The sequence below is a fragment of the Streptomyces sp. NPDC090741 genome (assembly GCF_044769045.1).
In the GTDB taxonomy this organism is placed as follows: domain Bacteria; phylum Actinomycetota; class Actinomycetes; order Streptomycetales; family Streptomycetaceae; genus Streptomyces.
This window is the reverse complement of the sequence record NZ_JBIVXF010000014.1, coordinates 151,885-176,652: the sequence shown is the minus strand read 5'-3', so window position 1 is coordinate 176,652 and position 24,768 is coordinate 151,885. Positions and strand designations below refer to the sequence as shown.

Below are 24,768 nucleotides of genomic sequence, written 5' to 3'. Positions count from 1 at the left end.
TCATGACCTGTATGGCCGCGGCCGGCGCGGCCACCCCGGCCGTGGCCGACTCGGTGCCGGTGGGTGTCCCCCTGGACGCCGTGAAGACCACACTGGGCGTGGACACCCCGCGCGTGGCCACCGCGGTGCCGGTGCCCGTCGTCGGCGCACCGGAGGCCCCCCGCCACCACACCGGTGATCTGCTCCCCAGCCCGATCCTCCCGTCGATGCCGATCACCACCCAGCTCGGCAGCACCCTGGTCGGGGCGCCGGTGCCGAACCTGCTCGGCGACCCGAAGACCGACGCCGAGGGCTCACTGGAGTCCCCGGCCACCGATCTGCTCGCCCGCACCCCCGGTGCGGTCGTCGGCGCCCCGCTGACGATGCCGGACGGCAGCAACTACGGCATCCCGAACCTGACCACCCCCAAGCTGGGCCTGACCGCCCCGGAGCTGATCGGGGCCCCGTCGGCGCTCCTCGGTCTGCGCTGATCCCCGCCGGCGCCGCCGGCGCCGCCGGGACCGCGGGGGGATGCCTGCTGCGCCGCGTCTCCTGAGCGAACGCCACGTCAAAAAGCCGTCCGGTCTGCGAACGTGTACGCCATGGGATTCCATGTCGACTCCGAGACCGGGCGGCTTCGCCGCGTCATCCTCCACCGGCCCGATCTGGAGCTGAAGCGGCTCACGCCGAGCAACAAGGACGCGCTGCTCTTCGACGACGTGCTGTGGGTGCGCCGGGCCCGCCAGGAGCACGACGGTTTCGCGGACGTCCTGCGCGACCGCGGCGTGGAGGTGCACCTCTTCGGCGACCTGCTGTGCGAGGCCCTGGACATTCCGGAGGCCCGACACCTCGTACTGGACCGGGTGTTCGACGAGAAGGAGTACGGGCCGCTCGCCACCGACCACCTGCGCGCGGTCTTCGACCAGCTGCCGGTGACCGGGCTGGCCGAGGCCCTGGTCGGCGGGATGACCAAGCGCGAGTACCTGGAGCGGCACGCGGAGCCGGTGTCGGTCCGCTTCCACGCCATGGAGCTGGACGACTTCCTGCTGGGGCCGCTGCCCAACCACCTGTTCACCCGGGACACCTCCGCCTGGATCTACGACGGGGTGTCCATCAACGCCATGCGCTGGCCGGCCCGGCAGCGGGAGACGGTGCACTTCGAGGCGATCTACAAGCACCACCCGCTCTTCACCTCCTCCGGGGCCTTCCACTACTGGTCGCAGGGACAGGCGGACTACCCCTCGACCATCGAGGGCGGGGACGTGCTCGTCATCGGCAATGGCGCGGTGCTGATCGGGATGAGCGAGCGGACCACTCCGCAGGCGGTGGAGATGCTCGCGCGGGGGCTGTTCGCGGCCGGGTCGGCGACCACCATCGTGGCGCTGGACATGCCGAAGCGGCGGGCCTTCATGCACCTGGACACCGTGATGACGATGGTGGACGGAGATACGTTCACTCAGTACGCGGGCCTCGGCATGCTGCGCTCCTACACGATCGAGCCGGGGGAGGGCCTGCAGGAGCTGAAGGTGACCGACCACCCGCCGGAGCACATGCACCGGGCGATCGCCGCCGCGCTCGGGCTGGACTCGATCCGGGTGCTGACCGCGACGCAGGACGTGCACGCGGCGGAGCGCGAGCAGTGGGACGACGGCTGCAACGTGCTGGCCGTGGAGCCGGGGGTGGTGGTGGCGTACGAGCGGAACGTGACGACCAACACCCACCTGCGCAAGGAGGGCATCGAGGTCATCGAGATCCCCGGCAGCGAGCTGGGGCGGGGGCGGGGCGGGCCGCGGTGCATGAGCTGCCCGGTGGAGCGGGATCCGGTCTGAGACCCTCTGTATATCAATACAGGGGATCGTATAGACTTCCAGCATCCCCTGTCAGCGCGACCCTTGGAGTGTCCCCATGGCCACCGACCTCGTCGGCCGCAGTTTCCTCAAGGAGCTCGACTTTTCCGCCGCCGAGTTCCGCGGCCTGATCGAGCTCGCGGCCGACCTCAAGGCGGCCAAGAAGGCCGGGGCCGAGCAGCGCCGCCTCCAGGGCAGGAACATCGCGCTGATCTTCGAGAAGACCTCGACGCGCACCCGCTGTGCCTTCGAGGTCGCCGCCGCCGACCAGGGCGCGCACACCACCTACCTCGACCCGGCCAGCTCCCAGATCGGCCACAAGGAGTCGGTCAAGGACACGGCGCGGGTGCTGGGCCGGATGTTCGACGGCATCGAGTACCGGGGCGACAGCCAGGAGGCCGTCGAGGCGCTGGCCGCCCACTCCGGCGTGCCGGTGTTCAACGGCCTCACCGACGACTGGCACCCCACCCAGATGCTGGCCGACGTACTCACCATGACCGAGCACTGCACCAAGCCGCTGGAACGCATCGTCTTCGCCTACCTCGGGGACGCGCGCTTCAACATGGGGAACTCGTACCTGGTCACCGGCGCGCTGCTCGGCATGGACGTACGCATCGTCGCGCCGAAGGCCTACTGGCCGGCCGAGTCCGTGGTGTCGCAGGCGCGCGAGCTCGCGGCCGCCAGCGGAGCCCGGATCACGCTGACGGAGGAGGTCGCCGAGGGCGTGGCCCACGCGGACTTCGTCGCCACCGACGTGTGGGTCTCCATGGGCGAGCCCAAGGAGGTCTGGGACGAGCGGATCGCCGCCCTGGCCCCGTACGCCGTCACGATGGACGTGCTGCGCGCGAGCGGGAACCCGGACGTGAAGTTCCTGCACTGCCTGCCGGCCTTCCACGACCTGGGCACCAAGGTCGGCCGGGAGATCCACGAGCGGCACGGGCTGGACTCGCTGGAGGTGACGGAGGAGGTGTTCGAATCCGCGCACTCCGTCGTCTTCGACGAGGCCGAGAACCGGCTGCACACCATCAAGGCCGTGCTCGTCGCGACCCTCGCCGGGCCGGTCGCCGGTTAGGAAGTTTCTTGTCCCGCATAGTCATGCGGGCCGCGCCGCCAGGGTGAACCAGACGGCCTTCCCGTCCGCCGTCGGGCGGTGGCCGCAGGCCGAGCTGAGGGCGCGGATCAGCGGCAGCCCGCGGCCGTGCTCCTGCCACGGGTCGGGGAACAGGGTGTCCGGGCGGGCGGCCGGAGCGCCGGCCGCGCCGAGGGTGCCGAGAGTGCCGGGCGGTCGCGGATCACCGTCGTGGACCTCGACCTGGCAGCCGTTCGCCCGCAGCTCCACGACCAGCTCGATCGGAGCCTCCCCGGCGGTGTGCTCCACGGCATTGGCGACCAGCTCCGCGGTCAGCAGCTCCGCCGTATCGCTGTCTGCGTGCACGACGGGGGTGTCGGTGAGCGCCGTACGGACGAGGGCGCGGGCGAGCGGCACGGCGGCCGTCGTGCGGGGCAGCGGGATCCGCCAGGCGGAGACGTCGGGCATGCGGGACCGTCCGTTCCGGGAGCGGGGGCGAGGGGCGAGGGGCGCGAGGGGTGGGGCAAGCGGCGGAAGGGGAACTTCCACTTTCAACGATACGGAGTGCCGTTTCGATCCCGCACGGCACCCCTCACCCATGTGTCGCGTTTCTGTGACGGCAGTCACGATGCAGTGATACCGTCGATCGTGTGAGCCCCTTCATCGGTTCCACAACAGCGACCGAACGGTGGCGCCACCTGCGGGTGACCCGGCAGGACGGCGTGGCCACCGTCACCCTCGACCGCCCCGAGAAACTCAACGCCCTCACCTTCGGGGCCTACGCCGACCTGCGCGACCTGCTCGCCGAGCTCTCCCGCGAGCGGTCCGTACGCGCCCTCGTCCTCGGCGGCGAGGGGCGCGGCTTCTGCTCCGGCGGGGACGTCGACGAGATCATCGGCGCCACCCTCGCCATGGACACGGCCCAGCTCCTCGACTTCAACCGGATGACCGGCCAGGTGGTGCGGGCCATCCGCGAATGCCCCTTCCCGGTCATCGCGGCCGTACACGGGGTCGCCGCCGGCGCCGGCGCCGTCCTCGCCCTCGCCGCCGACTTCCGCATCGCCGACCCCACCGCCCGCTTCGCGTTCCTCTTCACCCGCGTCGGCCTCTCCGGCGGGGACATGGGCGCCGCGTACCTGCTGCCCCGCGTCGTCGGCCTCGGCCACGCCACCCGGCTGCTGATGCTCGGAGAGCCGGTACGCGCGCCGGAGGCCGAGCGCATCGGCCTGCTCAGCGAGGTCACCGAGGAGGGCAAGGCCGGCCTGCGGGCCGCCGAACTCGCCGCGCACCTCGCCGCCGGCCCGGCCCTCGCGTACGCGCAGACCAAGGCACTGCTGACCGCCGAACTCGACATGCCGCTGGCCGCGTCGGTCGAGCTCGACGCCAACACCCAGGCCCTGCTGATGAACGGCCGGGACTACGCCGAGTTCCACGCCGCCTTCACCACGAAGCGGCCTCCGGAGTGGAAGGGCAGGTAGCGCCATGCCGGCAGGCAGCGCATTGCGGGTCGCCGTCGTCGGCGGCGGGCCCGGGGGCCTGTACGCCGCCGCGCTGCTGGCCCGCCAGGGCCACACGGTCGAGGTCTGGGAGCGCAATGCCCCCGACGACACCTTCGGCTTCGGCGTGGTGCTCTCCGACGAGACCCTCGGCGGCATCGAACAGGCCGACACCGCGGTCTACGCCGCCCTCGGCGCCGAGTTCGTGCGCTGGGACGACATCGACATCGTGCACCGGGGGCGGCTGCTGACCTCCGGCGGCCACGGCTTCGCCGCCCTCGGCCGGCGCAGGCTGCTGGAGATCCTCCACGAGCGCTGCGCCGGACTCGGGGTCGGGCTCCGCTTCCGCACCCCGGCGCCGGCCGCCGCGGTCCTGGCGGCCTCGTACGACCTGGTCGTCGCGGCCGACGGGGTGCACAGCGCGACCCGGCAGAGCGGCGCCGCGCACTTCCGCCCGACGCTGACGAGCGGGCACTGCCGGTACATCTGGCTCGCCGCCGACTTCGCCTTCGACGCGTTCCGCTTCGAGATCGCGGAGACCGAGCACGGGGTCATGCAGCTGCACGCCTATCCGTACTCCGCGGACGCCTCCACCGTGATCGTGGAGATGCACGAGACGGTGTGGCGGGCCGCCGGCTTCGACATGTGCGACGAGGCCGAATCGGCCGCCCGCTGCGCCAAGATCTTCGGCGAGGCCCTGCGCGGGCGCCCGCTGCACGGCAACCGCTCGGCATGGACCGAGTTCCGTACGGTCGCCAACGAGCGGTGGTCGCACGGCAACGTCGTCCTGCTCGGCGACGCGGCGCACACCGCGCACTTCTCCATCGGCTCGGGCACCAAGCTGGCGGTGGAGGACGCGCTCGCACTCGCCGAAGCGGTGGCGGCGGAGCCGGACGTACCCGCCGCCCTCGCCGCGTACGAGGCCGCCCGGCGCCCGGCGGTGGCCTCGACCCAGCGGGCCGCCGCCGCCAGCATGCGGTGGTTCGAGGAGATCGCCGGGTACGTGGACCAGCCCGCCCGGCAGTTCGCCTTCAACCTGCTCACCCGCAGCCGCCGGGTGACCCACGACAACCTGCGGCTGCGCGACGAGCGGTTCACCCGGGCCGTGGAGCGGGACTTCGGCTGCCCGGACGAGCACACCCCGCCGATGTTCACACCGCTGAAACTGCGCGGGCTGACCCTGCGCAACCGGGTCGTGGTCTCCCCGATGGACATGTACTGCGCGCAGGGCGGCGACGGGGTGCCGGGGGACTTCCACCTGGTGCACCTGGGCGCGCGGGCCCTCGGCGGAGCCGCCCTGGTGATGACCGAGATGGTCTGCGTGTCCCCGGAGGGCCGGATCACCCCCGGCTGCACCGGCCTGTACACGTCCGAGCAGGCGGCGGCCTGGACCCGGATCGCGGACTTCGTGCACACCTCCGCGCCCGGCACCGCGCTCGGCGTCCAGCTCGGCCACTCGGGTCGAAAGGGCTCGACGCGGCGGATGTGGGAGGGCATGGACGACCCCCTCCCGGAGGGCAACTGGCCGGTGGTCGCCCCCTCCGAACTGCCCTACCGGCCGGGCGTCTCGGCCGTTCCGCGCGCGCTGACGGCGGCGGACCTCGCGTCGATCCGCTCCGATTTCGCGGCCGCCGCCGTACGGGCCGCGGGCTGCGGCTTCGACCTGCTGGAACTGCACTGCGCCCACGGCTACCTGCTGTCCGGCTTCCTGTCCCCGCTCACCAACCACCGTACGGACGCCTACGGCGGGCCCCTGGAGAACCGGCTCCGCTTCCCGCTGGAGGTCTTCGACGCGGTCCGCGCCGTCTGGCCCGCCGACCGGCCGATGACCGTCCGCATCTCGGCCACCGACTGGGCCCCCGGCGGCACTTCCGCCCAGGACGCGGTGGACATCGCGGCCGCCTTCGCCGCGCACGGCGCCGACGCCATCGACGTGTCGACCGGCCAGGTGGTGGCGGAGGAGCGCCCCGAGTACGGGCGCTCGTACCAGACCCCGTACGCGGACCGGATCCGCAACGCGCTGGGCGTCCCGGTCATCGCCGTCGGCGCCATCTCCTCCTGGGACGACGTGAACTCCCTGCTGCTGGCGGGCCGCGCCGACCTCTGCGCCGTCGGCCGCCCCCACCTGTACGACCCGCACTGGACCCTGCACGCGGCCGCCGACCAGTCCTACGAGGGCCCGGCCGCGCCCTGGCCCGCCCCCTACCGCGCCGGCAGCCGCAAACCCCCGGCCGGGCGCGGCTGAGGGAGGCTCACCGCGCGGCCACCTCGATGCGGTCCTCCACCGGGGTGTAGCCCAGGCGCTGGTAGACGCCGTTGCTGGTCGGGTTGGCCAGGTCCGTGAAGAGCAGCACCTGCGAGGCGCCGGCCGCGTACGCCGCTTCGCTGACCGCGTGCGTGACCCCGGCCGCGTACCCGCGGCCGCGCAGCTCCGGCGGGGTGTAGACCGGGCCGACGCGGGAGGCCGAGCCGATCGCCCGGAAGAACCCGGCCATCGACACCGGCGTGCCGGCGTCCTCCCAGAGCAGCATGCCCCTGTACGAGAGCCGGTCGCGCAGGAAGGCTTCGGAGGGGCCGCCCGGCTCCCCGGTCTCCCGCTTGAAGGCCCCGGCCCAGTCCAGCAGCAGCGGCAGGTCGGCCTCGGTGGCGGTCCGGGCCCGCCCGGCCGGGGCGGGGTCCGGGGCGAGCAGTCCGGCGAGCCGGTACAGCCGGTTCTCCTCGGTGACCTCGCTCGGCCTGCACCAGGCCGCGGCCAGTGCCTGCCCGTCGCGGCGCCGGGCGTTCAGCACGTCGACCCCGGCGAGCAGCGGCTCGGTGGCGAGCGCGGCCCCCAGCTCGCGCACGGCCTGCGCGGGCAACGCCCCGATCAGCAGCGGGCGCGGCGGGGTGCACAGCAGGGCGCCGGCGACGCCCCCGTCGGCTCCGGTCCACCAGCCGAAGAAGGGCTCGGCGGATCCGTAGGCGTCCAGGCCGTGCCGCTCCAGCGCGTCGAGCACGGTCAGCAGGATGGTGTTGGCGATGGGCTCGGCGGCCACGGCCGGCCCCGCCGCGGCCCGATAGGCCGCCAGGTCATGGGTGAACGTCCACGTCATGGCTCATGATGGCGCCGGACCGTTTCCCCGCGCACGCCGATTTTACGAGGGGAGCCAGGACGGCCACCACGGCGGCACGTTGTCGGGCCCGCACAGCCCCGAATGCGAGGGATAGCCGTCCAGGGTGCCCGTGACCGCGAAGTACCAGACCACCACCGCGGCCAAGGCGGCCAGGATCGGCACGGCCCGCACCGGCAAGGGCAGGCGGCGGGTGAGCAGGGCGAGGATCAGCGCGAGGAGCGCGCAGCCCGGCACGAGGAACAGCATCTCGAAGTTCAGCTCGAACTTCCCGCCCGACTCCCAGCCCGCGTCGCAGTACGCGCGGGCGTTGGCGGCGAGCCTGGAGGCCGTGAACCCGGCCACGGCACCCACCAGCGCCGATCCGGCCAGTTGCAGGCGGGCGGCCCGCTGCCCGGGTGGGGTCACGGGCGCGTGGTACGAGGTCCGGGGCCGGGGCTGGGGCGTGGGCTGCGGCGGGTACGAAGGCCGCCGCGGGGTCGCAAGCGGTGGCGGTGGAGGAAGATCACGATGTGTCACACCACCTCGTGACGTGGCCGCCGTCCCCTACGGTTCCACGAACCCCGCCCCGATGTCCCGCAGCCGGGCGTGCAGTTCGGTGAAGACCGCCGCCGCGCGGTCGCCCGGCCAGTCCGCGGGCAGCAGCTCCCGCGGCAGCCCCGGGTCGGCGTACGGGAGGCGCCGCCAGGTGTCCAGGGCGAGCAGGTAGCCGCGGTAGGCCTCCTCCGCGGTGGGGGCCGGGCACGACTGCAGGGCGCGCAGCACCGGCTCGTGCAGATCGAGGAACTCCTCGTGCTGCTTGGCCAGCGAGGTCAGGTCCCACCACCGGGCCACCGCCTCGGCGGTCGGGGCGAAGCCGAGGTGGCCGCCGCGGAACAGCTCCACGTACGCCGTCAGGTGCAGCCGGTCCAGGGTGTGCCCGGTCTCCTCGTACAGGTGGGCCGGCGCGATCCACACCCCCGGTGCCACCGCCCCGAAGCCGAGGCGGGCGAGCCGCGAGCGCAGCAGGTGCCTCTTGTGCCGCTCCTGCTCCGGTACGGAGAACACCGCCAGCAGCCATTCCCCCGCCGGGTGGGCACCGCGCTCCCCGTAGATCCGCCGGTCGCCGTCGTCCAGCAGCTGCCGGGCCTCCGCGGAGAGCTCGTACCCCGCCGAGCCGTCCGCGGCGCGCGCGGGCAGCAGGAAGCCGCGCCGCTTCAGCCGGGACACCGACGAGCGGACCGACGGGGCGTCCACCCCGGCCGCGCCCAGCAGGCGGACCAGCGCGGACACCGGGACCGGACCCTCGAAGGCCCGCCCGTAGGCGCCGTAGAACGTGACGATCAGGGATCGCGGGGTGTGCTGCTCGACCACGGGCCTACTCTAGATCGCGCAGCCGGAACCGCTGCAGTTTCCCGGTCGCCGTCCGGGGGAGGGCCGGGAGGAAGACGAAGGCGCGCGGGCACTTGTACGGAGCCAGCTCCGCCCGCATGAACGCGCGCAGGTCCTCCTCGCCCAGCACCGCGCCCGGCCGCGCGACGGCGTACGCCACCACGATCTGCCCGCGTCGCTCGTCCGGGCGGCCCACCACCGCGGCCTCCACCACGTCCGGGTGGCGCATCAGGACTTCCTCCACCTCCGGGCCCGCGATGTTGTAGCCGGCCGAGACGATCATGTCGTCGGCCCGGGCGACGTACCGGAAGTAGCCCTCCGGATCGCGGACGTAGGTGTCCCCGGTCAGGTTCCAGCCGTCCCGTACGTACTCCTCCTGCCGCGGATCCGCCAGGTACCGGCAGCCCACCGGGCCGCGTACGGCCAGCAGCCCGGGCTCGTTGTCCGCGACCGGCCGGCCGGAGGCGTCCACCACCCGGGCCTGCCAGCCCGGCACCACGCGGCCGGTCGTTCCGGGGCGGATGTCCTCGTCGGCCGCCGAGATGAAGATGTGCAGCAGCTCGGTGGCGCCGATGCCGTTGATGATCCGCAGTCCGGTGCGCTCGTACCAGGCCTGCCAGGTGGCCTCCGGAAGGTTCTCGCCCGCCGAGACGCAGCGGCGCAGCGCGGACAGGTCGTAGGTGCCCACGTCGTACGGGCCCAGCTCGTCCAGCATCGTCCGGTACGCGGTGGGCGCGGTGAACAGCACCGTGACCCGGTGCTCGGCGAGGGCGGGCAGCAGCCGGCGCGGGACCGCCTGGTCGAGCAGCAGCGCGGAGGCGCCCGCGCGCAGCGGGAAGACGACCAGGCCGCCGAGGCCGAAGGTGAAGCCGAGCGGCGGACTGCCCGCGAAGACGTCGTCGGGGCGGGGGCGCAGGACGCTGCGGGAGAAGGTGTCGGCGACGGAGAGCAGATCGCGGTGGAAGTGCATGCAGCCCTTGGGCCGGCCGGTGGTGCCCGAGGTGAAGGCGATCAGGGCCACGTCGTCGGCGGAGGTCTCGACGGCGGGGAACGGTGCCGGGTGCCGGTCGGCCAGCCGCAGCAGATCGTCCGCCCCCTCGCCGCCGTACGGGGTGATCCGCAGGCCCGGCACCTCGGCCCTGGCCAGGTCGTCCACCACGCCCACGTGGCACAGCGCGTGCTGCACCCGGGCCATCGCGCAGACCGTGGCCAGTTCCTGCGCCCGCTGCTGGGCGAGTACGGTCACGGCCACCGCGCCCGCCTTCATCACCGCCAGCCAGCACGCGGCGAGCCAGGGGCCGGTGGGGCCGCGCAGGAGCACCCGGTTCCCCGGGACCACGCCGAGGTCGGCCGTGAGCACGTGGGCGATGCGGTCCACGCGCCTGCGCAGCCCGCCGTACGACCACACCTCGCCGGCGCCGCTGCGGAAGGCGGGGCGGTCGGGCCCGAACCGGTCGATGGTGGCGTCGAGCAGCTCGGCGCCGCAGTTGAGCCGGTCCGGGTAGGCCAGTTCGGGGAGCTCGAAGAGGAGCCGCGGCCAGGCGTGCGGCGGCGGCAGATGGTCGCGCGCGAAGGTGTCGGCGTGGGCGGAAGGCTTGAGCTCCAAGGCGGGTTCGCCCCCTTGCAACGACAGCGGCTCCCCGGGTGGGGGACCGAAGTGGCGGAGCAGGCCGTACGGGTGCGCTCTGAGCGTATCGTGATGGTGACGGCAGTCAACAGGACGCGATAGAAGCGGGGATGTTCGGATGAACGGATTCGCGCTCGGGGTGGAACAAGAGGAGTGGTGCGGGCGATTGCGCGCACTGGCGGCGGACCGGCTGCGGCCGCTGGCCGACAAGGGGGAGCCTGGTCGGGTCAACCGCCCGCTGCTCGCGGCGCTGGGCGAGCTGGGCCTGCTGGAGCGGGTCTTCACCTCGGGGGCGCTGGAACTGTGCCTGCTCCGCGAATCCCTCGCGTACGGGTGCACGGAGGCGGAGACGGCCCTGGCCCTGCAAGGTCTGGGGGCGCATCCGGTGCTCAGCTCGGGCACGCCGGAGCAGCGGGCGCGCTGGCTGCCGGAGGTACGGGCCGGGCGGGCGGTGGCCGCCTTCGCGCTGAGCGAGCCGGGTGCGGGCTCGGACGCGGCGGCGCTGGCGCTGGAGGCCGTACGGGACGCGGGCGGCGGCTGGCGGCTCGGCGGCGAGAAGTGCTGGATCTCCAACGCCCCCGAGGCTGACTTCTACACGGTGTTCGCCCGGACGGGCGAGGGTCCGGCCGCCAAGGGGGTCACGGCCTTCCTGGTCCCGGCCGACCGCCCCGGGCTCTCGGGCGAGCCCCTGGACATGCTCTCCCCGCATCCGATCGGCCGGCTGTCCTTCGACGGGGTCCCGGTCGGCCCGCAGGACCTGCTCGGCGAGCCCGGGCGGGGCTTCCGGGTGGCGATGGACACCCTGAACCTGTTCCGGCCGAGCGTGGGCGCCTTCGCCGTCGGCATGGCCCGGGCCGCCCTGGACGCGACCCTGGCGTACACGGCGGCGCGGCGCGCGTTCGGCGGGGTCCTGGGCGACCTGCAGGCGGTGGGTCACCGGGTGGCCGAGATGGCCACCCGTACCGAGGCCGCCCGGCTCCTGGTCTACGCGGCGGCGGGGGCGTACGACGCCGGCTCGCCGGACGTCCCCCGCCGGTCGGCGATGGCGAAGCTGCTCGCGACGGAGACGGCCCAGTACGTGGTGGACCACGCGGTCCAGCTGCACGGGGCCGTCGCCCTCCAACGCGGCCACCTGCTGGAACACCTGTACCGGGAGGTCCGGGCCCCGAGGATCTACGAGGGCGCCAGCGAGGTCCAGCGCACGATCATCGCGAAGGAGCTCTACCGGTGAGCGTCGAGCGGATCAATCCGGCGGAGCTCTCCCCGCCGACGGGTTTCTCCCACGCCGTGGCCGCGAGCGGCTCCCGGCTGGTCTTCCTGGCGGGCCAGACCGCGCTCGACGCCGAGGGCAAGGTGGTGGGGGACACCCTGCCCGAGCAGTTCGAGCGCGCCCTGGGCAACCTCCTGACGGCCCTCGCCGCGTCCGGGGGCGCCCCGGCGGACCTGGCCCGGGTGACCGTGTACACGGTCGACGTGGAGGCGTACCGCATCCACGCGCCCGAACTCGGCCGTATCTGGCGCCGGCTGGCCGGGCGCGACTACCCGGCCATGGCGGTCATCGGGGTCGTCCGGCTCTGGGACGGGCCCGCACTGGTCGAACTGGACGGTATCGCCGTACTCGGAACGGCCCAGCCCAAGTTGCCGGATCGCTGACCAGGTGCTTTTGACAGCGGAGCAGAGAGGGGTGAGGGTGGAAATGACCTTTTTGTAAGGAATGTCTCAATCCTCGGAGGTGCATGGTCATGCGCCGTGTGATCACCGCGACGGTCGTGGCAGGAGCCGCGGGCCTCGCGCTCGGCCTGATGCCTGTCGGCGGGGCGGTTGCCGCGGGTCTTCCTCAGACCCAGCAGAACAACACGGGATGGTGCTCCGACGACTGGCGCGGGGACAACAACGGGCGTGACTGCTGCGACTCCTCCCGCTGGAGCAACTGGAACGACCGCCCCAGCTGGTGCTGGGACAACGACTCGAACAACGGCCGCCACAACAACGCCAACTGGAACGACAACTGGAACAACGGCCGTTGGAACGACAACCGCTCCAACCATGACAACCGCAACGACAACAACTGGAACGGCGGCCACGACAACGGCTGGAGCGACAACGGATCCGGCCGCGGCCACGACGGTGGCGGTGGCGGCGACGGCGGTGGCGGCGGTGGTGGCGGCTACGGCGGCGGCGATGGCGGCGGTGGCGGTGGCAATGGTGGAGGCGGCGGCGGCACCGGCGGCGGCGGGGGCGGCGATGGCGGCGGTGGCGGCGGCAACGGTGGGGGCGGCGGCAACGGCGGCGGTGGAGGAGGCGACGGCGGCGGAGGCGGTGGCGGCGGCCGCTGACCCCCCGTCGGCGTCCAGGTGAGCGGACCCGGAGCTGCCGTGAGCCGGTGGCGCCGGTGCCCGCCCTGCGGACGGACGGGACCGTCTCACGCCGTCCCAGGGGTGTCCCGGAAGCCCGTCGCGTCCTGTTTCCCGTGACCGGGTCAGGGGTTGATCGAACCCAGCGGGGAGCACTCCTGCTCCTTCCGGCTGGGAATCGCCCCGCGGATCGTGACGGTCTGCCATGTCGCATCCGGGGTGACGGCCGGCATCCGCGTGTAGGTGTCGTGTTCCATCCGGATCGTGGCCTCGTCGGACGAGCTGCGCCGATGCTCATGCCGCGCAGGAAGGTCTGGCGCACCGTGATCGCGTCCCACTGGCAGTCCTCCGCCTGCGGCTCACGGCGCATGCAGGTGTCGCTCTTGCAGCCGACCTTGGTCTGCGCGGGAGCGGCGGCGGGCGAGCCCGTCGCCCCGGCGGCGGGGCCCTGGGCGGTGCCCGCGCCGGCCGGTTCGATGAGGAAGACCGTCAGCAGGCCGGTCCTCGGCGGGGGAGCGGGGAGGGAGGACGGCCAAGGCGGGCCGCATGAGGCCCGGGACCGTCCGACGCGAGCAATCCAGACGACGCTCCCTGATCCGGCCTGATCCGTAAGACACCCCTTGGTGTTCCGGCTGTCCGGCTGTCCGGCGGTGCCCTGTCGAGCCCGTCCGGTACCGGAGCGGGCGCGGGATCCCGCCGGCCGGGCATCCACCTCCACGGGGGCGGGGCTGATGCTCAGCCGGTCAGCAGGTTCCCCATCCACTCCTCGATCCCCGCCACCGTGCGGGGCAGGGCGCCCGACATCAGTCGGGCGCCCGTCGCCGTGATGACCAGGTCGTCCTCGATGCGCACGCCGATTCCCCGCAGCTCCGGCGGCAGGGTCTCGTCGTCCTGCTGCAGGTACAGACCCGGCTCGACCGTCAGCACCTGGCCCTCCTCCAGGACCCCGTCCAGGTAGGTCTCCGCGCGCGCCTTCGCGCAGTCGTGGACGTCCAGCCCCAGCATGTGGCCGCTGCTGCACAGCGTGTACCGCCGGTGCAGATCCCCCCGCGCGTCCTTCAGGACGCCCCACTCCGCCAGGCCCTCCGCGATCACCCGCATCCCGGCCCGGTGGAAGTCCCGGAAGCTCGCGCCCGGGCGCAGCGCCGCCATGCCCGCGTCCTGCGCCGCCAGCACCAGCTCGTACACCTGCCGCTGGACGGGGGAGAAGCGCCCCGAAAGCGGGAGGGTGCGCGTGATGTCCGCCGTGTAGAGGCTGTCGGTCTCCACGCCCGCGTCCAGCAGCAGCAGTTCGTCCCGGTCGAGCCGGCCGTCGTTGCGGATCCAGTGCAGGACGCACGCGTGCGCGCCCGACGCCGCGATCGTGTCGTACCCGGTGCCGTTTCCCTCCGCCCGGGCGCGCAGGCCGAAGACCCCCTCGATCCACCGTTCGCCGCGCGGGTGCGCCAGTGCGCGCGGCAGCGCCCGTACGACGTCCTCGAACCCGGCGGTGGTGTGGTCGACGGCGAGCTGGAGCTGCCCGACCTCCCAGGCGTCCTTCACCAAGCGCAACTCGGAGAGGACGGCGGCCAGTTCGGTATCGGTCGCGGCGTTGCGGCCGGCCGGGGAGCCGAGGTCGTCCAGGTGGGCGCAGCGCAGGCCGGTCAGGCGCTCGGCCTCGCCCAGGTCGGGGCGGCGGCCGACCCAGAACTCCCCGTACCGGCGGTCCCGGTAGAACTCCTCGTTGCCGTCCGCGCGCGGGGAGCGGGGGCGCAGGTACAGCACGGGCTCGTGGCCGTGCGGGCCCGAGGGCTCCAGCACCAGGACGTGGCCCACCTGGTCCTCGCCGGTCAGCCCGGTCAGCCAGGCGTACGCGCTGTGCGGGCGGAAGCGGTGGTCGCAGTCGTTGGAGCGGACCTTGAGCTCGCCGGCCGGGATGATCAGCCGCTCGCCCGGGAAGCGCGCCGAGAGGCGCTCGCGGCGGACCGGGGTGACCTCGTACGCGGGGACCCGTGCGGTGCCGGGGAGGGGTGACGGCGCCCAGTCGGCGGCCATGAAGCGGGACAACTCCGGTGATACCGGCAGGTCGTGGCTGCCGATGTTGAGGCGGGAGGGGGTGTCGGTCATCGGGGCTCCCTCAAGAAGATGCGAACTGGTGGGCGCACAGGTCTTGTCAGTGCAATTTCACATTACTATGTTACAGCTCACACCGCGGCACGTTAATCCCCGTCAAACGCCGCGTGACGCAGGGCAGTTCACGCATTTCACGTATCACGCACCACCTTGCGCACCACTTCCCCCACCTCCCTCCCAACCAGGAGTCCTCGGTGTCTCAGCACAGAGCTGTGCGTACGTCTCTCCTCTCCGCCGCGGTCGCGGTGACGCTCCTCGCCTCCGCCGGCCAGGCCGTGTCCCAGACCGCGGACCGGGCCCCCGCGGCCGCCCCCGCCCCGGCCGCCGTGCCCGGCACCTTCACCTCCGGAGCGCCCGGCGCGAACCCGTTCGACGAGGTCGAGCACCGCGCCTCGCCCAAGGAGGCCGCGCCGGCGACGGCCCAGGCCCCCGGCGGGATCGCCGCCGACGGCCGCGTCCCCGGAGCCGCCCCGGCCGCCGCCCAGGCAGCGCGCCTCACCGAGCGCAGCGAGAAGAGCCGCGAGCGCGCCGCCGCCCAGGCCGCGCCCACCGCGCAGAGCGTCGCCGCCGGCGTCCCCTGCACCCTCGACGGGATCACGGGCCTCAGCCCCGAGCAGTTCGCAGACTTCCTGGCCGACCCGGCCGTCACCGCCGACGGCTGTCTGCGCGGGCTGATCTGGACCTGGGACGCCCGCCTCGCGCCCGTCATGGACGACGCGCACGTCCAGGCCGTCTCCCGCCGGATATCCGGCCTGGCCGCCGCCCACGACGGCCGTAACTCCTCGCACCTGGAGGAGATGTTCACGTACCTGCACGCGGCCATCTACCACGACTTCTCGCGCGAGGAGATCGACCTCACCGACGCCGCGACCGCCGACGCCATGAGCCGGGCCGTCACCGACTTCGGCAACGCCGCACGCACCTTCGACGCCACCGCCTCCAACGGCCGGACCCTGCGCGAGGCCCTCTACGCCACCGGCCCCGGCATGCGCCAGACCCAGCTGGGCCTGATCAAGAAGGTCCTGGCCACCCTGGACGCCTCGCACCCCGCCACCAGCGGCGACGCGAACTGGGGCGGTGCGGCCCTCGCCGCCCTCACCGTCAACTACCTCGGCGTGTACCCGGGCAACCAGGACGCCGCCTTCCACGCCGCGGCCAAGGCCGACCCCGCCTACCGGGCCGCGTTCAAGGCTTTCGCCGGATACACCCACCTCAAGGGCACCACCAACGCGTGGGTGGTGCGCGACGCGCTCGGCGAGTACGGCCGCTTCGGCCAGATCGAGGGCCTCCAGGACCAGACCGCCGCCGACCTCGGCGCCCTCCTGGAGCCGGTCAAGGCCGCGTGGGGCAACGGCAGCGAGCCCTGGGCCAAGATCGTCTCCTGGCTGAACACCTACAACGCGTGCAAGCAGTACGGGGTGTGCAAGGAGGACATCGAGAAGATGCTCTTCCCGAACACGTACACCTACGACAACGGAGCCATCAAGGTCCGCACGGCCCTCGACCGGGCCACCGTCGACCAGCTCTACTACGCGAGCAAGCAGGTCAAGACGCAGTTCCACCGCGTCCTCGGCACCGACCAGCCGCTGGCCGGCGACCCCAACACCACGCTGAACATCGTGCTGTACGCCTCCCGCGCCGACTACGTGACCTACCAGACGATGCTGTACGGCTACGGCACCGAGAACGGCGGCATGTACATCGAGAACGGCGCCACGTTCTACACCTACCAGCGGCGCGTCCCGCAGGACTCCTCCCTCACCCTCGAGGAGCTCTTCCGGCACGAGTACACGCACTACCTCAACGGCCGGTTCGCCGTCCCCGGGTTCTTCGGAGAGGGCCCCTGGTACGAGGGCGACCGTACGACCGCGATGGACGAGGGCACCGCCGAGTTCTTCGACGGCGCCACCCGGGACAACGGCATCGCCGTCCGCAAGTCCCTGGTCAAGGGCATCATCAACGACACCGCCGGCGGCGGCCCGCGGATGACGGTCGAGCAGCTGCTCAACGCCACGTACGACGGCGACGGCTTCCGCTTCTACAACTACGCGGGCACCTTCTTCGAGTTCCTGTGGACCGAGAAGCCCTCGCTGCTGCGCGAGATGTACACCCATCTGCGGGCCAACGACGTGGCCGGGTACGACGCCTGGCGCCACCGGATGGGCGCGGACTCCTACCTCCAGCGCGACTACAACCGCTTCCTGGACGCGCAGATCGCCAAGGTCGACCAGCTGTACGTGCCGAACACCAGCTTCACGCCCAACGACCGACTGCGCGACGCGGCACTGGGATCCGTGAAGTCGTCCTTCGCGACCGCCACCTACAACACCCCGGACTGCGTGGAGAACGGGGACGCGGGCAAGCGCCGGTTCACCTGTACCGGCCGGATCAGCGCGAACCTGAAGGACTGGCGCAGCGACGACCAGAACTTCAAGGACATGTCGGAGACGGTGGACTACTTCATCCTCGACCGGGCGGGTGCGGCCTCCAACAACCTGGCCGACATGAACTGCTCCTTCGGCCCCGTGGAGATCTGGACCGACCACAAGGCGGGGACGTCGAGTTACAGCTGTGAGGGCCCGCTGCGCAGCTGATCCGGCGCCGGTGGCCGGTCCGAATCCGAACGGGGGGCGGACCGGCCGCCGGGTCCTTCGGCGACCCTAGGCACCTACTAAAGAATGTGACATATTACTGCCGTGCCCAAGAGACATCCCCTGGACGTCGTGATCATCGGCGCCGGCGTCGTCGGAGCCGCGATCGCGTACTACGCGGCCCGCGCCGGACTCTCCGTGGCCGTCGTGGACCGCGGCCCCGTCGCGGGCGGCACGACGGGAGCCGGGGAAGGCAACCTGCTCGTCTCCGACAAGGAGGCGGGCCCGGAGCTCGACCTGGCTCTGCTGTCGGCCGGCCTGTGGCGCGAACTCGCCGCCGTCCTCCCGCAGGAGATCGAGTACGAGGCCAAGGGCGGGCTCGTCGTCGCCCCGGACGAGGCTTCGCTGAGGGCGCTGCGGGACTTCGCCGAAGGCCAGCGCGCCGCCGGGGTCGAAGCCGTCGAGGCGGGGCCCCGAGACCTCCGCGAGCTGGAGCCCCATCTGGCCCCGGGTCCGGTCGGCGGCTTCCTGTACCCGCAGGACGCCCAGGTCCAGCCGGCCCAGGCGGCGGCGAGGCTGCTGGCCGCGTCGGGGGCTTCGGTGCACCTCGGTGAGGAGGTGACGGGGATCCTCACGGGCCCCGGGGGCGTCCGCGGGGTCCGCACCCGCGGCGGTGAACTCCTCGCCCCGGCGGTGGTGAACGCGGCCGGGACCTGGGGCGGGCGCATCGCGGAACTGGCCGGGGTGTCCCTCCCGGTGCTTCCGCGCCGCGGATTCGTCCTGGTGACGGAGCCGCTGCCCAGGGTGGTCCGGCACAAGGTCTACGCCGCGGACTACATCGCCGATGTGGCGAGCGGTTCGGCGGCACTCCAGTCCTCGGCGGTGGTGGAGGGGACGCCGGCGGGGCCGGTGCTGATCGGGGCGACCCGGGAGCGGGTGGGCTTCGACCGGAGCCTGTCGGTGGAGGCCCTGCGCCGCCTTGCCGCGCAGGCGGCGGCGCTCTTCCCCGTCCTGGCGGACGTCCGGGTGCTCCGCACCTACCACGGCTTTCGCCCGTACCTCCCGGACCACCTCCCGGCGATCGGCCCGGACCCCCGGCTCCCGGGCCTCCTGCACGCCTGCGGCCACGAGGGAGCCGGCATCGGCCTCGCCCCGGCCACCGGAGTCCTGATCACCGCCGCCCTGACGGGCTCGCAACCCCCGCTCCCCCTGGCCCCGTTCCACCCGGCCCGCTTCGACCAGGACCCGGCCCGATGACCGTCCGATCCCGGCCCCGCCGGCGTTCGAGGCGCGGGGTCCGGGGCGGGGCCGCTGGGGGCACCCCCAGCGGTAGCTGGGGGAGATACGGAGAAAGGGCGGGGCGGGGAGAAGACCCGCGCAGCGGCAACCGGTACCGCCCCGTCACCTGCACCACGCCGCCCAAGGAGAACCCCCGATGAGCCCAACCCCCCGCACCCTCGTCGGCGGAGCCCCCTCGGCCACGTACGTCCTGCGCTTCGACGGCCGCGAGCTCACGGCCCAGGCGGGCCAGAGCGTCGCCGCCGTGCTCTGGGGCGCCGGGATCCTCGCCTGGCGGACCACCCGCCAAGGCGGCACCCCGCGCGGAGCGTTCTGCGGGATCGGCAGCTGCTACGACTGCCTCGTCACCGTCAACGGCCGCCCCAACCAACGCGCCTGCCTCGTCCCCGCCCGCCCCGGGGACACCGTCACCACCCAGGAGGGAACCGGCCATGCCGAGCTCGGCGTCTGACACCGCCCCGCCCGACCTCGCGATCGTCGGCGCCGGCCCCGCCGGGCTGGCCGCCGCCGTCACGGCCGCGGGCCTCGGGCTGCGGGTCGTCCTCCTCGACGCGGGAGAGCGCCCCGGCGGCCAGTACTACCGCCACCCCGCGCCGGGGCTCGGGGCGGACCGTCCCGAAGCCCTGCACCACGGGTGGGCCGCCTTCGCCTCGCGCGAAGCCGCCCTGCGCGCCCACGCGTCGGCCGGCCGGATCACGTACCTGCCGGCCCACCACGTCTGGGCCGTGGTCCCGGACGGCGGCCCCGGCTGGACGCTGCACGCCGTCGCCGGTCCCGAGGAGGCGGCCGCGACCCTGCACGCCCGGGCCGTGCTCCTCGCCACCGGGTCGTACGAGCGGCAACTGCCCTTCCCCGGCTGGACCCTGCCCGGGGTGGTCGGGGCCGGCGGGGCCCAGGCCATGCTCAAGGGCGGGCTCGTACTGCCGGGCAAGCGCGTCGTGGTCGCCGGGAGCGGCCCGCTGCTCCTGGCCGTCGCCGGGTCCCTCTCCGCCGCCGGGGCCCGGGTGCCGGCCGTGGTCGAGGCCGCCGCGTACACCGCGTACGCCGGCCACCTCCCCGCCCTGCTCCGCAACCCCGGCAAGCTCGCCGAGGCCGCCACGTACAGCAGCGCCCTCCTGCACCGCCACATCCGCCTCCTCACCCGGCACGCCGTGACCGAGGCCCACGGCGCCGACCGGGTCGAGGCCGTCACCGTGGCCCGCCTGGACCGGGACTGGCGGCCCGTGCCCGCCACCGCCCGCCGGATCCCCTGCGACGCCCTCGCCGTCGGCCACGGGCTCGTCCCGCAGCTGGAGCTGGCGACCGGCCTCGGCTGCGCCACCCGCCCGGCCGCCGACGGCACCGTCGCCCTGGCGCTGGACGCCGAGCAGCGGACCTCGGTCCCCGGGATCTGGTCCGCGGGCGAGACCGGCGGCATCGGCGGCGCCCAACTGGCGCTCCTCGAAGGGGAGATCGCCGCCCACGCGATCGCCGGCCGGCCCGCGCCGACCGCGCTCGCCCGCCGCCGCGCCCGTCTGCGCGTCTTCGCCGAGGCCATGGGCGCCGCCCACCGCCCCGGCGAAGGCTGGACCGGCTGGCTCCGCGACGACACCGACGTGTGCCGCTGCGAGGAGGTTCCGGCCGGCCGGATCCGCGAGGCCGTCGCCGACCTCGGCGCGCGCGACGCCCGTACGGTCAAACTCCTCACCCGCTCCGGAATGGGCTGGTGCCAGGGCCGAATGTGCGGGCCGGCCGTCGCCGCCCTCACCGGCGACGGGCCCGCGGCCGACCGGCGGCCCCTGTCCTGCCCGGTCCCGCTGCGCCACCTCGCGGAACTGCCCCCGGCGGACGGCTGATCGGGCGGCCCGGACCCTTGTGGCCGCCTCGTACCCACTAGTAAAATGTCACACACCACTCTAGGGAGCTCTCTCATGACCGACGCGCACACCCCCGCGCCCACCACCGGTACGGACACCCGCACCCGCCCCTGGCGCGGCATCATGGTCGCCACCGCGCTGCCGCTGCGCGAGGACCTCACCGTCGACCACGACGCCTACGCCGAGCACGTGGCCTGGCTCATCGCCAACGGCTGCGACGGCGTGGTCCCCAACGGCTCCCTCGGGGAGTACCAGACCCTGACCGACGAGGAGCGGGCCCGCGTGGTCCGTACCGCTGTCGAGGCCGCCGGCGACGGCGCCCGCGTCATGCCCGGCGTCGCCGCCTACGGCAGCGCCGAGGCCCGCCGCTGGGCCGACCAGGCCGCCGAGGCCGGGGCCGGCTCCGTACTCCTGCTGCCCCCCAACGCCTTCCGGGCCGACGAGGCGACCGTGCGCGCGCACTACGCCGACGTGGCCCGCGCCGGGCTGCCCGTCGTCGCGTACAACAACCCCATCGACACCAAGGTGGACCTGACCCCCGGCCTGCTCGCCCGCCTGCACGGCGACGGCAGCATCGTCGCCGTCAAGGAGTTCAGCGGGGACGTCCGCCGGGCGTACGAGATCGCCGAACTCGCCCCGGGCCTCGACCTGCTCATCGGCGCCGACGACGTCCTCCTCGAACTCGCCCTCGCCGGCGCGGTCGGGTGGATCGCCGGCTACCCCAACGCCCTGCCGCGCTCCTGCGCCGAGCTCTACCGGGCCGCCGTGGCCGGGGACCTCGCCACCGCGCTGCCGCTGTACAAGTCCCTGCACTCGCTGCTGCGCTGGGACTCCAAGACCGAGTTCGTCCAGGCCATCAAGCTCTCCATGGACCTCGCGGGACGCCCCGGCGGCGCCACCCGCCCGCCCCGCTTCCCGCTCACCGGGGAGATCGAGGCGGCCGTCCGCGCCGCCACCGAGAAGGCCCTCGCCGAGGGCCACAACTAGTCCCCCCGGGGGACCGGAAGGGCACTGGAATGCGTACGCGCCACATCTACCACGCGGTGGACTCGCACACCGAGGGCATGCCGACCCGGGTGATCACCGGAGGCGTCGGGGTGATCCCCGGCGCCACCATGGCCGACAAACGGCTCCACTTCATCGAGCACCTGGACCACGTCCGGACCCTGCTCATGTACGAGCCGCGCGGGCACTCCGCGATGAGCGGTGCCATCCTGCAGCCCCCCACCCGCCCCGACGCCGACTTCGGCGTGCTGTACATCGAGGTGTCGGGCCTGCTCCCCATGTGCGGGCACGGGACCATCGGGGTCGCGACCGTCCTGGTCGAGACGGGCATGGTGGAGGTCGTCGAGCCGGTCACCACCGTCCGGCTCGACACCCCGGCCGGGCTGGTGAGCGTGGACGTCCGGGTCGAGGACGGGGCGGCCACCGCCGTCACCCTCACCAACGTCCCCTCCTTCTGCGTCGGACTCGACCTCAAGGCCGAGGTCCCCGGCTTCGGCACGGTCACCTACGACCTCGCCTACGGCGGGAACTTCTACGCCTTCGTCGAACTAGACGCCCTCGGCCTCCCCTTCGACCGGGAGCGGAAGGACGACCTGCTCGCCGCCGGACTCGCCGTCATGGACGCGATCAACGCCTCCGGCGACCGGCCCGTCCACCCCGAGAACTCCACCATCTCCGGGGTCAAGCACGTCTACCTCGCCGCCCCCGGCTCCGACGCCCGCCGCTCCCGGCACGCCATGGCCATCCATCCGGGCTGGTTCGACCGCTCGCCCTGCGGTACGGGGACCAGCGCGCGCATGGCCCAGCTGCACGCCCGGAGCCTCCTCGGCCTCGGCGCGGACTTCGTCAACGAGTCCTTCATCGGGACGGAGTTCACCGGCCGGCTGGTCGGGGAGACCACGGTCGGCGGGTTCCCGGCCGTTGTCCCCACCGTCACCGGGCGGGCGTGGATCACCGGCACCGCCCAGTACTTCCTCGACCCGTCCGACCCCTTCCCCGCGGGGTTCCTGCTGTGACCGCCGTACGCACCGTGGACTACCACACCGCCGGGGAGCCGTTCCGGATCGTCGACACCGCCGCGGCCGGCCTGCCGCCCGCACCCGGGGACACCGTCGCCGAGCGCTGCTCCACCGCCATCGGCCCCGGGGGCTCCGGGACGGCTCCGCGCCGCAGCCCGCTGGACGACGTACGGCGGCTCCTCGTGCAGGAGCCGCGCGGGCACGCCGGGATGTACGGCGGGTTCGTCGTGCCCCCGGACGACGACGGGGCCCACTTCGGCGTGCTGTTCTGGCACAAGGACGGCTACTCCACCGCCTGCGGCCACGGCACGATGGCCCTCGGCGTCTGGGCCGTGGACACCGGCCGGGTCGCCGCGCCGGACGACGGGGACGCGCAGGTACGGATCGACGTGCCGTCGGGGCGGGTCGCCGCGACCGTGCACCGCGCCGGCGGCCGGACCACCGGGGTCACCTTCCGCAACGTCCCGGCCCGGGTCGGCGCCCGCAAGGTGCCGGTGGCGACCACCCTGGGTCTGGCGGAGGTGGACATCGCGCACGCCGGAGCCTGCTACGCGTCCGTAGCGGCCCGGGACCTGGGCCTGGAGGTCACCCGGGCCGCCCTGCCCGAACTCGTCCGCGCAGGGCAGGAGATCAGGGCCGCGCTGGCCTCCCACCCCGGGACCTGGCACCCCGGCGGGCCGCTGCTCTCCGGGGTCTACGGGGTGATCCTCCACGAGGAGCTGCCCGGCACCCCCTTCGGGCCGCACCAGCGCAACGTCACCGTGTTCGCCGACGGGCAGATCGACCGCTCGCCCTGCGGTTCGGGCACCTCGGCGCGCCTCGCGCTGCTCGCGGAGGACGGCCGGATCGGGCCGGGCGAGGACCTGCTCCACGAGTCGGTGACGGGCACGGTGTTCACGGGCCGGGTGGTGCCGGTGGGATCCCTCGACGGTCTGGTCACGGAGGTCACAGGGACGGCGTACCGCACCGGCGAGCACGCCTTCGTCCGTGATCCGCAGGACGCCCTCGGCGCGGGATTCCTGCTGTGATCCCGCAGTTCGAGGCCGCGGAGACGGCCGCGCTGCTCACCCCGGCCGCGGCCGCCGACGCGCTGGCCGACGTACTGCGGGCCGGGCTGGACCCGGAGTCCTGCCCGCAGCGCTCGGCGCTGGCCGTACCGGGCGGCGGCGAGCTGCTGCTGATGCCGGCCGCGGCGGGGGCGTACGCCGGGGTGAAGATCGCCGGTGTGGCGCCCGGCAATCCGGCCCTCGGGCTCCCTCGCATCACCGGCTCGTACCTGCTGCTGGACGGCCCGACGCTGCGCCCGCTGGCCCTGTTCGACGGCGCGGCGCTGACCGCCCTGCGCACCCCGGCGGTCTCGGCGCTCGCCCTGCGGTACCTGGCGCCGGCCGGGCGGGCCCTGCGGCTGGTGCTCTTCGGCGCCGGCCCCCAGGCGTACGGACACCTCGAAGCGGTACGGGACGTACGGGAGTTGGCGGGGGCGGTGGTCGTGGGCCGCAACCCCGGGGCCGCGGAGCGGCTGGCGGCGCACGCCCGCGCCCTGGGCGTGCCGGCCCGTACGGGCACCCCGGCGGACGTGGTGGACGCGGACCTGGTGCTGTGCTGCACCACGGCCCGCGAACCCCTCTTCGACGGGCGGCTGGTGGCCCCGGGAGCGACGGTCGTGGCGGTCGGCTCGCACGAGCCGGACGCCCGGGAGACCGACACCGCGCTGGTGCGGCGGGCCGCGGTGTACGTGGAGTCGCGGGCGGCGGCGCTGCGGGAGGCGGGGGATCTGCTGGTGCCGGAGGCGGAGGGGGCGATCGGGCCCGGTCATATCAACGGCACCCTGGCCGACCTGGTGGCGGGCCGGATGCCGGCGGCCGGAGCGCCGGGTTGTCCACAGCTCTTCAAGAGCGTGGGCATGGCCTGGGAGGATCTCGCTGTGGCGGTGGCGATGTATCGCGCCGCGGGATGCACCACCGCTCGGAGAGCAAGCGCAACGTGACATTGTACGCTGTTCCTCTGCACTCGGTGGTGCGAAGGGTTTCGGA

General features: G+C 73.7%; 23 protein-coding genes. 16 read left to right on the top strand and 7 right to left on the bottom strand.

Annotated features, from left to right (window positions below):
• The first annotated feature begins 2 nt into the window (after window positions 1-2).
• The 3 genes from ACIQU4_RS31745 (at window position 3) to argF (ending at window position 2,898) form a co-directional block, all read left to right on the top strand.
• Window positions 3-470 carry a hypothetical protein gene (locus ACIQU4_RS31745; protein WP_403737994.1) on the top strand — a complete coding sequence of 156 codons (468 nt, stop codon included), beginning with the start codon at window positions 3-5 and terminating at the stop codon, window positions 468-470.
• 111 nt (window positions 471-581) lie between these two features.
• Window positions 582-1,808, top strand: a complete 1,227-nt coding sequence (locus tag ACIQU4_RS31740) for an arginine deiminase (RefSeq protein ID WP_403737992.1) — start codon at window positions 582-584, stop codon at window positions 1,806-1,808.
• A 76-nt stretch (window positions 1,809-1,884) separates the two neighbouring features.
• On the top strand, window positions 1,885-2,898 hold the full coding sequence (gene argF, locus ACIQU4_RS31735) for an ornithine carbamoyltransferase (protein WP_403737990.1): 1,014 nt from the start codon (window positions 1,885-1,887) through the stop codon (window positions 2,896-2,898).
• 21 nt (window positions 2,899-2,919) lie between these two features.
• On the opposite strand, the gene ACIQU4_RS31730 is transcribed toward argF, so the two are convergent.
• Entirely contained in the window at window positions 2,920-3,363 is a 444-nt protein-coding gene (locus ACIQU4_RS31730; protein WP_403737988.1) for an ATP-binding protein, read from the bottom strand.
• 182 nt (window positions 3,364-3,545) lie between these two features.
• On the opposite strand from ACIQU4_RS31730, the gene ACIQU4_RS31725 reads away from it, so the two are divergent.
• On the top strand, window positions 3,546-4,373 hold the full coding sequence (locus ACIQU4_RS31725) for an enoyl-CoA hydratase family protein (protein WP_385582162.1): 828 nt from the start codon (window positions 3,546-3,548) through the stop codon (window positions 4,371-4,373).
• Window positions 4,374-4,377: 4 nt separating this feature from the next.
• Window positions 4,378-6,636 carry a bifunctional salicylyl-CoA 5-hydroxylase/oxidoreductase gene (locus tag ACIQU4_RS31720; protein ID WP_403737985.1) on the top strand — a complete coding sequence of 753 codons (2,259 nt, stop codon included), beginning with the start codon at window positions 4,378-4,380 and terminating at the stop codon, window positions 6,634-6,636.
• A gap of 7 nt (window positions 6,637-6,643) precedes the next feature.
• Here ACIQU4_RS31720 and ACIQU4_RS31715 read toward each other — a convergent pair whose 3' ends face one another.
• From ACIQU4_RS31715 to ACIQU4_RS31700, 4 genes are all read right to left on the bottom strand, one after another.
• Window positions 6,644-7,483: a GNAT family N-acetyltransferase gene (locus ACIQU4_RS31715; RefSeq protein ID WP_403737982.1), complete on the bottom strand. Its 840-nt coding sequence runs from the start codon at window positions 7,481-7,483 to the stop codon at window positions 6,644-6,646.
• Between the two features lie 42 nt (window positions 7,484-7,525).
• Window positions 7,526-7,909 carry a hypothetical protein gene (locus tag ACIQU4_RS31710; RefSeq protein WP_403737979.1) on the bottom strand — a complete coding sequence of 128 codons (384 nt, stop codon included), beginning with the start codon at window positions 7,907-7,909 and terminating at the stop codon, window positions 7,526-7,528.
• A gap of 138 nt (window positions 7,910-8,047) precedes the next feature.
• Entirely contained in the window at window positions 8,048-8,854 is an 807-nt protein-coding gene (locus tag ACIQU4_RS31705) for a PaaX family transcriptional regulator C-terminal domain-containing protein (RefSeq protein WP_403737977.1), read from the bottom strand.
• 4 nt (window positions 8,855-8,858) lie between these two features.
• Window positions 8,859-10,478, bottom strand: a complete 1,620-nt coding sequence (locus ACIQU4_RS31700; RefSeq protein WP_403737975.1) for an AMP-binding protein — start codon at window positions 10,476-10,478, stop codon at window positions 8,859-8,861.
• Window positions 10,479-10,617: 139 nt separating this feature from the next.
• On the opposite strand from ACIQU4_RS31700, the gene ACIQU4_RS31695 reads away from it, so the two are divergent.
• From ACIQU4_RS31695 to ACIQU4_RS31685, 3 genes are all read left to right on the top strand, one after another.
• Window positions 10,618-11,730, top strand: a complete 1,113-nt coding sequence (locus tag ACIQU4_RS31695; protein ID WP_403737972.1) for an acyl-CoA dehydrogenase family protein — start codon at window positions 10,618-10,620, stop codon at window positions 11,728-11,730.
• Complete coding sequence (locus ACIQU4_RS31690; RefSeq protein ID WP_403737969.1) at window positions 11,727-12,152, top strand: RidA family protein; 426 nt, start codon at window positions 11,727-11,729, stop codon at window positions 12,150-12,152. The genes ACIQU4_RS31695 and ACIQU4_RS31690 overlap by 4 nt, the downstream gene beginning before the upstream one ends.
• Before the next feature lie 89 nt (window positions 12,153-12,241).
• Window positions 12,242-12,835: a hypothetical protein gene (locus ACIQU4_RS31685; protein ID WP_403737966.1), complete on the top strand. Its 594-nt coding sequence runs from the start codon at window positions 12,242-12,244 to the stop codon at window positions 12,833-12,835.
• A gap of 143 nt (window positions 12,836-12,978) precedes the next feature.
• Here ACIQU4_RS31685 and ACIQU4_RS31680 read toward each other — a convergent pair whose 3' ends face one another.
• Both ACIQU4_RS31680 and ACIQU4_RS31675 read right to left on the bottom strand, forming a co-directional pair.
• Window positions 12,979-13,110 carry a hypothetical protein gene (locus ACIQU4_RS31680; protein ID WP_403737963.1) on the bottom strand — a complete coding sequence of 44 codons (132 nt, stop codon included), beginning with the start codon at window positions 13,108-13,110 and terminating at the stop codon, window positions 12,979-12,981.
• 478 nt (window positions 13,111-13,588) lie between these two features.
• Window positions 13,589-14,959, bottom strand: coding sequence for an aminopeptidase P family protein (locus ACIQU4_RS31675; protein ID WP_403737961.1), 1,371 nt, complete (start codon window positions 14,957-14,959; stop codon window positions 13,589-13,591).
• A 200-nt stretch (window positions 14,960-15,159) separates the two neighbouring features.
• Here ACIQU4_RS31675 and ACIQU4_RS31670 point away from each other — a divergent pair, with 200 nt between their 5' ends.
• The 8 genes from ACIQU4_RS31670 (at window position 15,160) to ACIQU4_RS31635 (ending at window position 24,722) form a co-directional block, all read left to right on the top strand.
• Window positions 15,160-17,559, top strand: coding sequence for a collagenase (locus tag ACIQU4_RS31670; protein ID WP_403737958.1), 2,400 nt, complete (start codon window positions 15,160-15,162; stop codon window positions 17,557-17,559).
• 102 nt (window positions 17,560-17,661) lie between these two features.
• Window positions 17,662-18,813, top strand: coding sequence for an NAD(P)/FAD-dependent oxidoreductase (locus ACIQU4_RS31665; RefSeq protein WP_403737955.1), 1,152 nt, complete (start codon window positions 17,662-17,664; stop codon window positions 18,811-18,813).
• A gap of 178 nt (window positions 18,814-18,991) precedes the next feature.
• Window positions 18,992-19,306, top strand: coding sequence for a (2Fe-2S)-binding protein (locus ACIQU4_RS31660; RefSeq protein ID WP_403737952.1), 315 nt, complete (start codon window positions 18,992-18,994; stop codon window positions 19,304-19,306).
• Window positions 19,287-20,690 carry an NAD(P)/FAD-dependent oxidoreductase gene (locus ACIQU4_RS31655; protein WP_403737949.1) on the top strand — a complete coding sequence of 468 codons (1,404 nt, stop codon included), beginning with the start codon at window positions 19,287-19,289 and terminating at the stop codon, window positions 20,688-20,690. Before ACIQU4_RS31660 ends, ACIQU4_RS31655 begins: the two co-directional genes overlap by 20 nt.
• 75 nt (window positions 20,691-20,765) lie before the next feature.
• Window positions 20,766-21,698 carry a dihydrodipicolinate synthase family protein gene (locus ACIQU4_RS31650; RefSeq protein WP_403737946.1) on the top strand — a complete coding sequence of 311 codons (933 nt, stop codon included), beginning with the start codon at window positions 20,766-20,768 and terminating at the stop codon, window positions 21,696-21,698.
• Window positions 21,699-21,727: 29 nt separating this feature from the next.
• The gene (locus tag ACIQU4_RS31645; protein ID WP_403737943.1) at window positions 21,728-22,732 is read left to right on the top strand and encodes a proline racemase family protein; all 1,005 of its coding nucleotides are present in this window, start codon (window positions 21,728-21,730) and stop codon (window positions 22,730-22,732) included.
• Entirely contained in the window at window positions 22,729-23,763 is a 1,035-nt protein-coding gene (locus ACIQU4_RS31640) for a proline racemase family protein (RefSeq protein WP_403737940.1), read from the top strand. The genes ACIQU4_RS31645 and ACIQU4_RS31640 overlap by 4 nt, the downstream gene beginning before the upstream one ends.
• Window positions 23,760-24,722 (top strand): ornithine cyclodeaminase family protein, encoded by a 963-nt coding sequence (locus ACIQU4_RS31635; RefSeq protein ID WP_403737937.1) that lies wholly within the window; start codon window positions 23,760-23,762, stop codon window positions 24,720-24,722. Before ACIQU4_RS31640 ends, ACIQU4_RS31635 begins: the two co-directional genes overlap by 4 nt.
• Window positions 24,723-24,768: the final 46 nt, after the last annotated feature.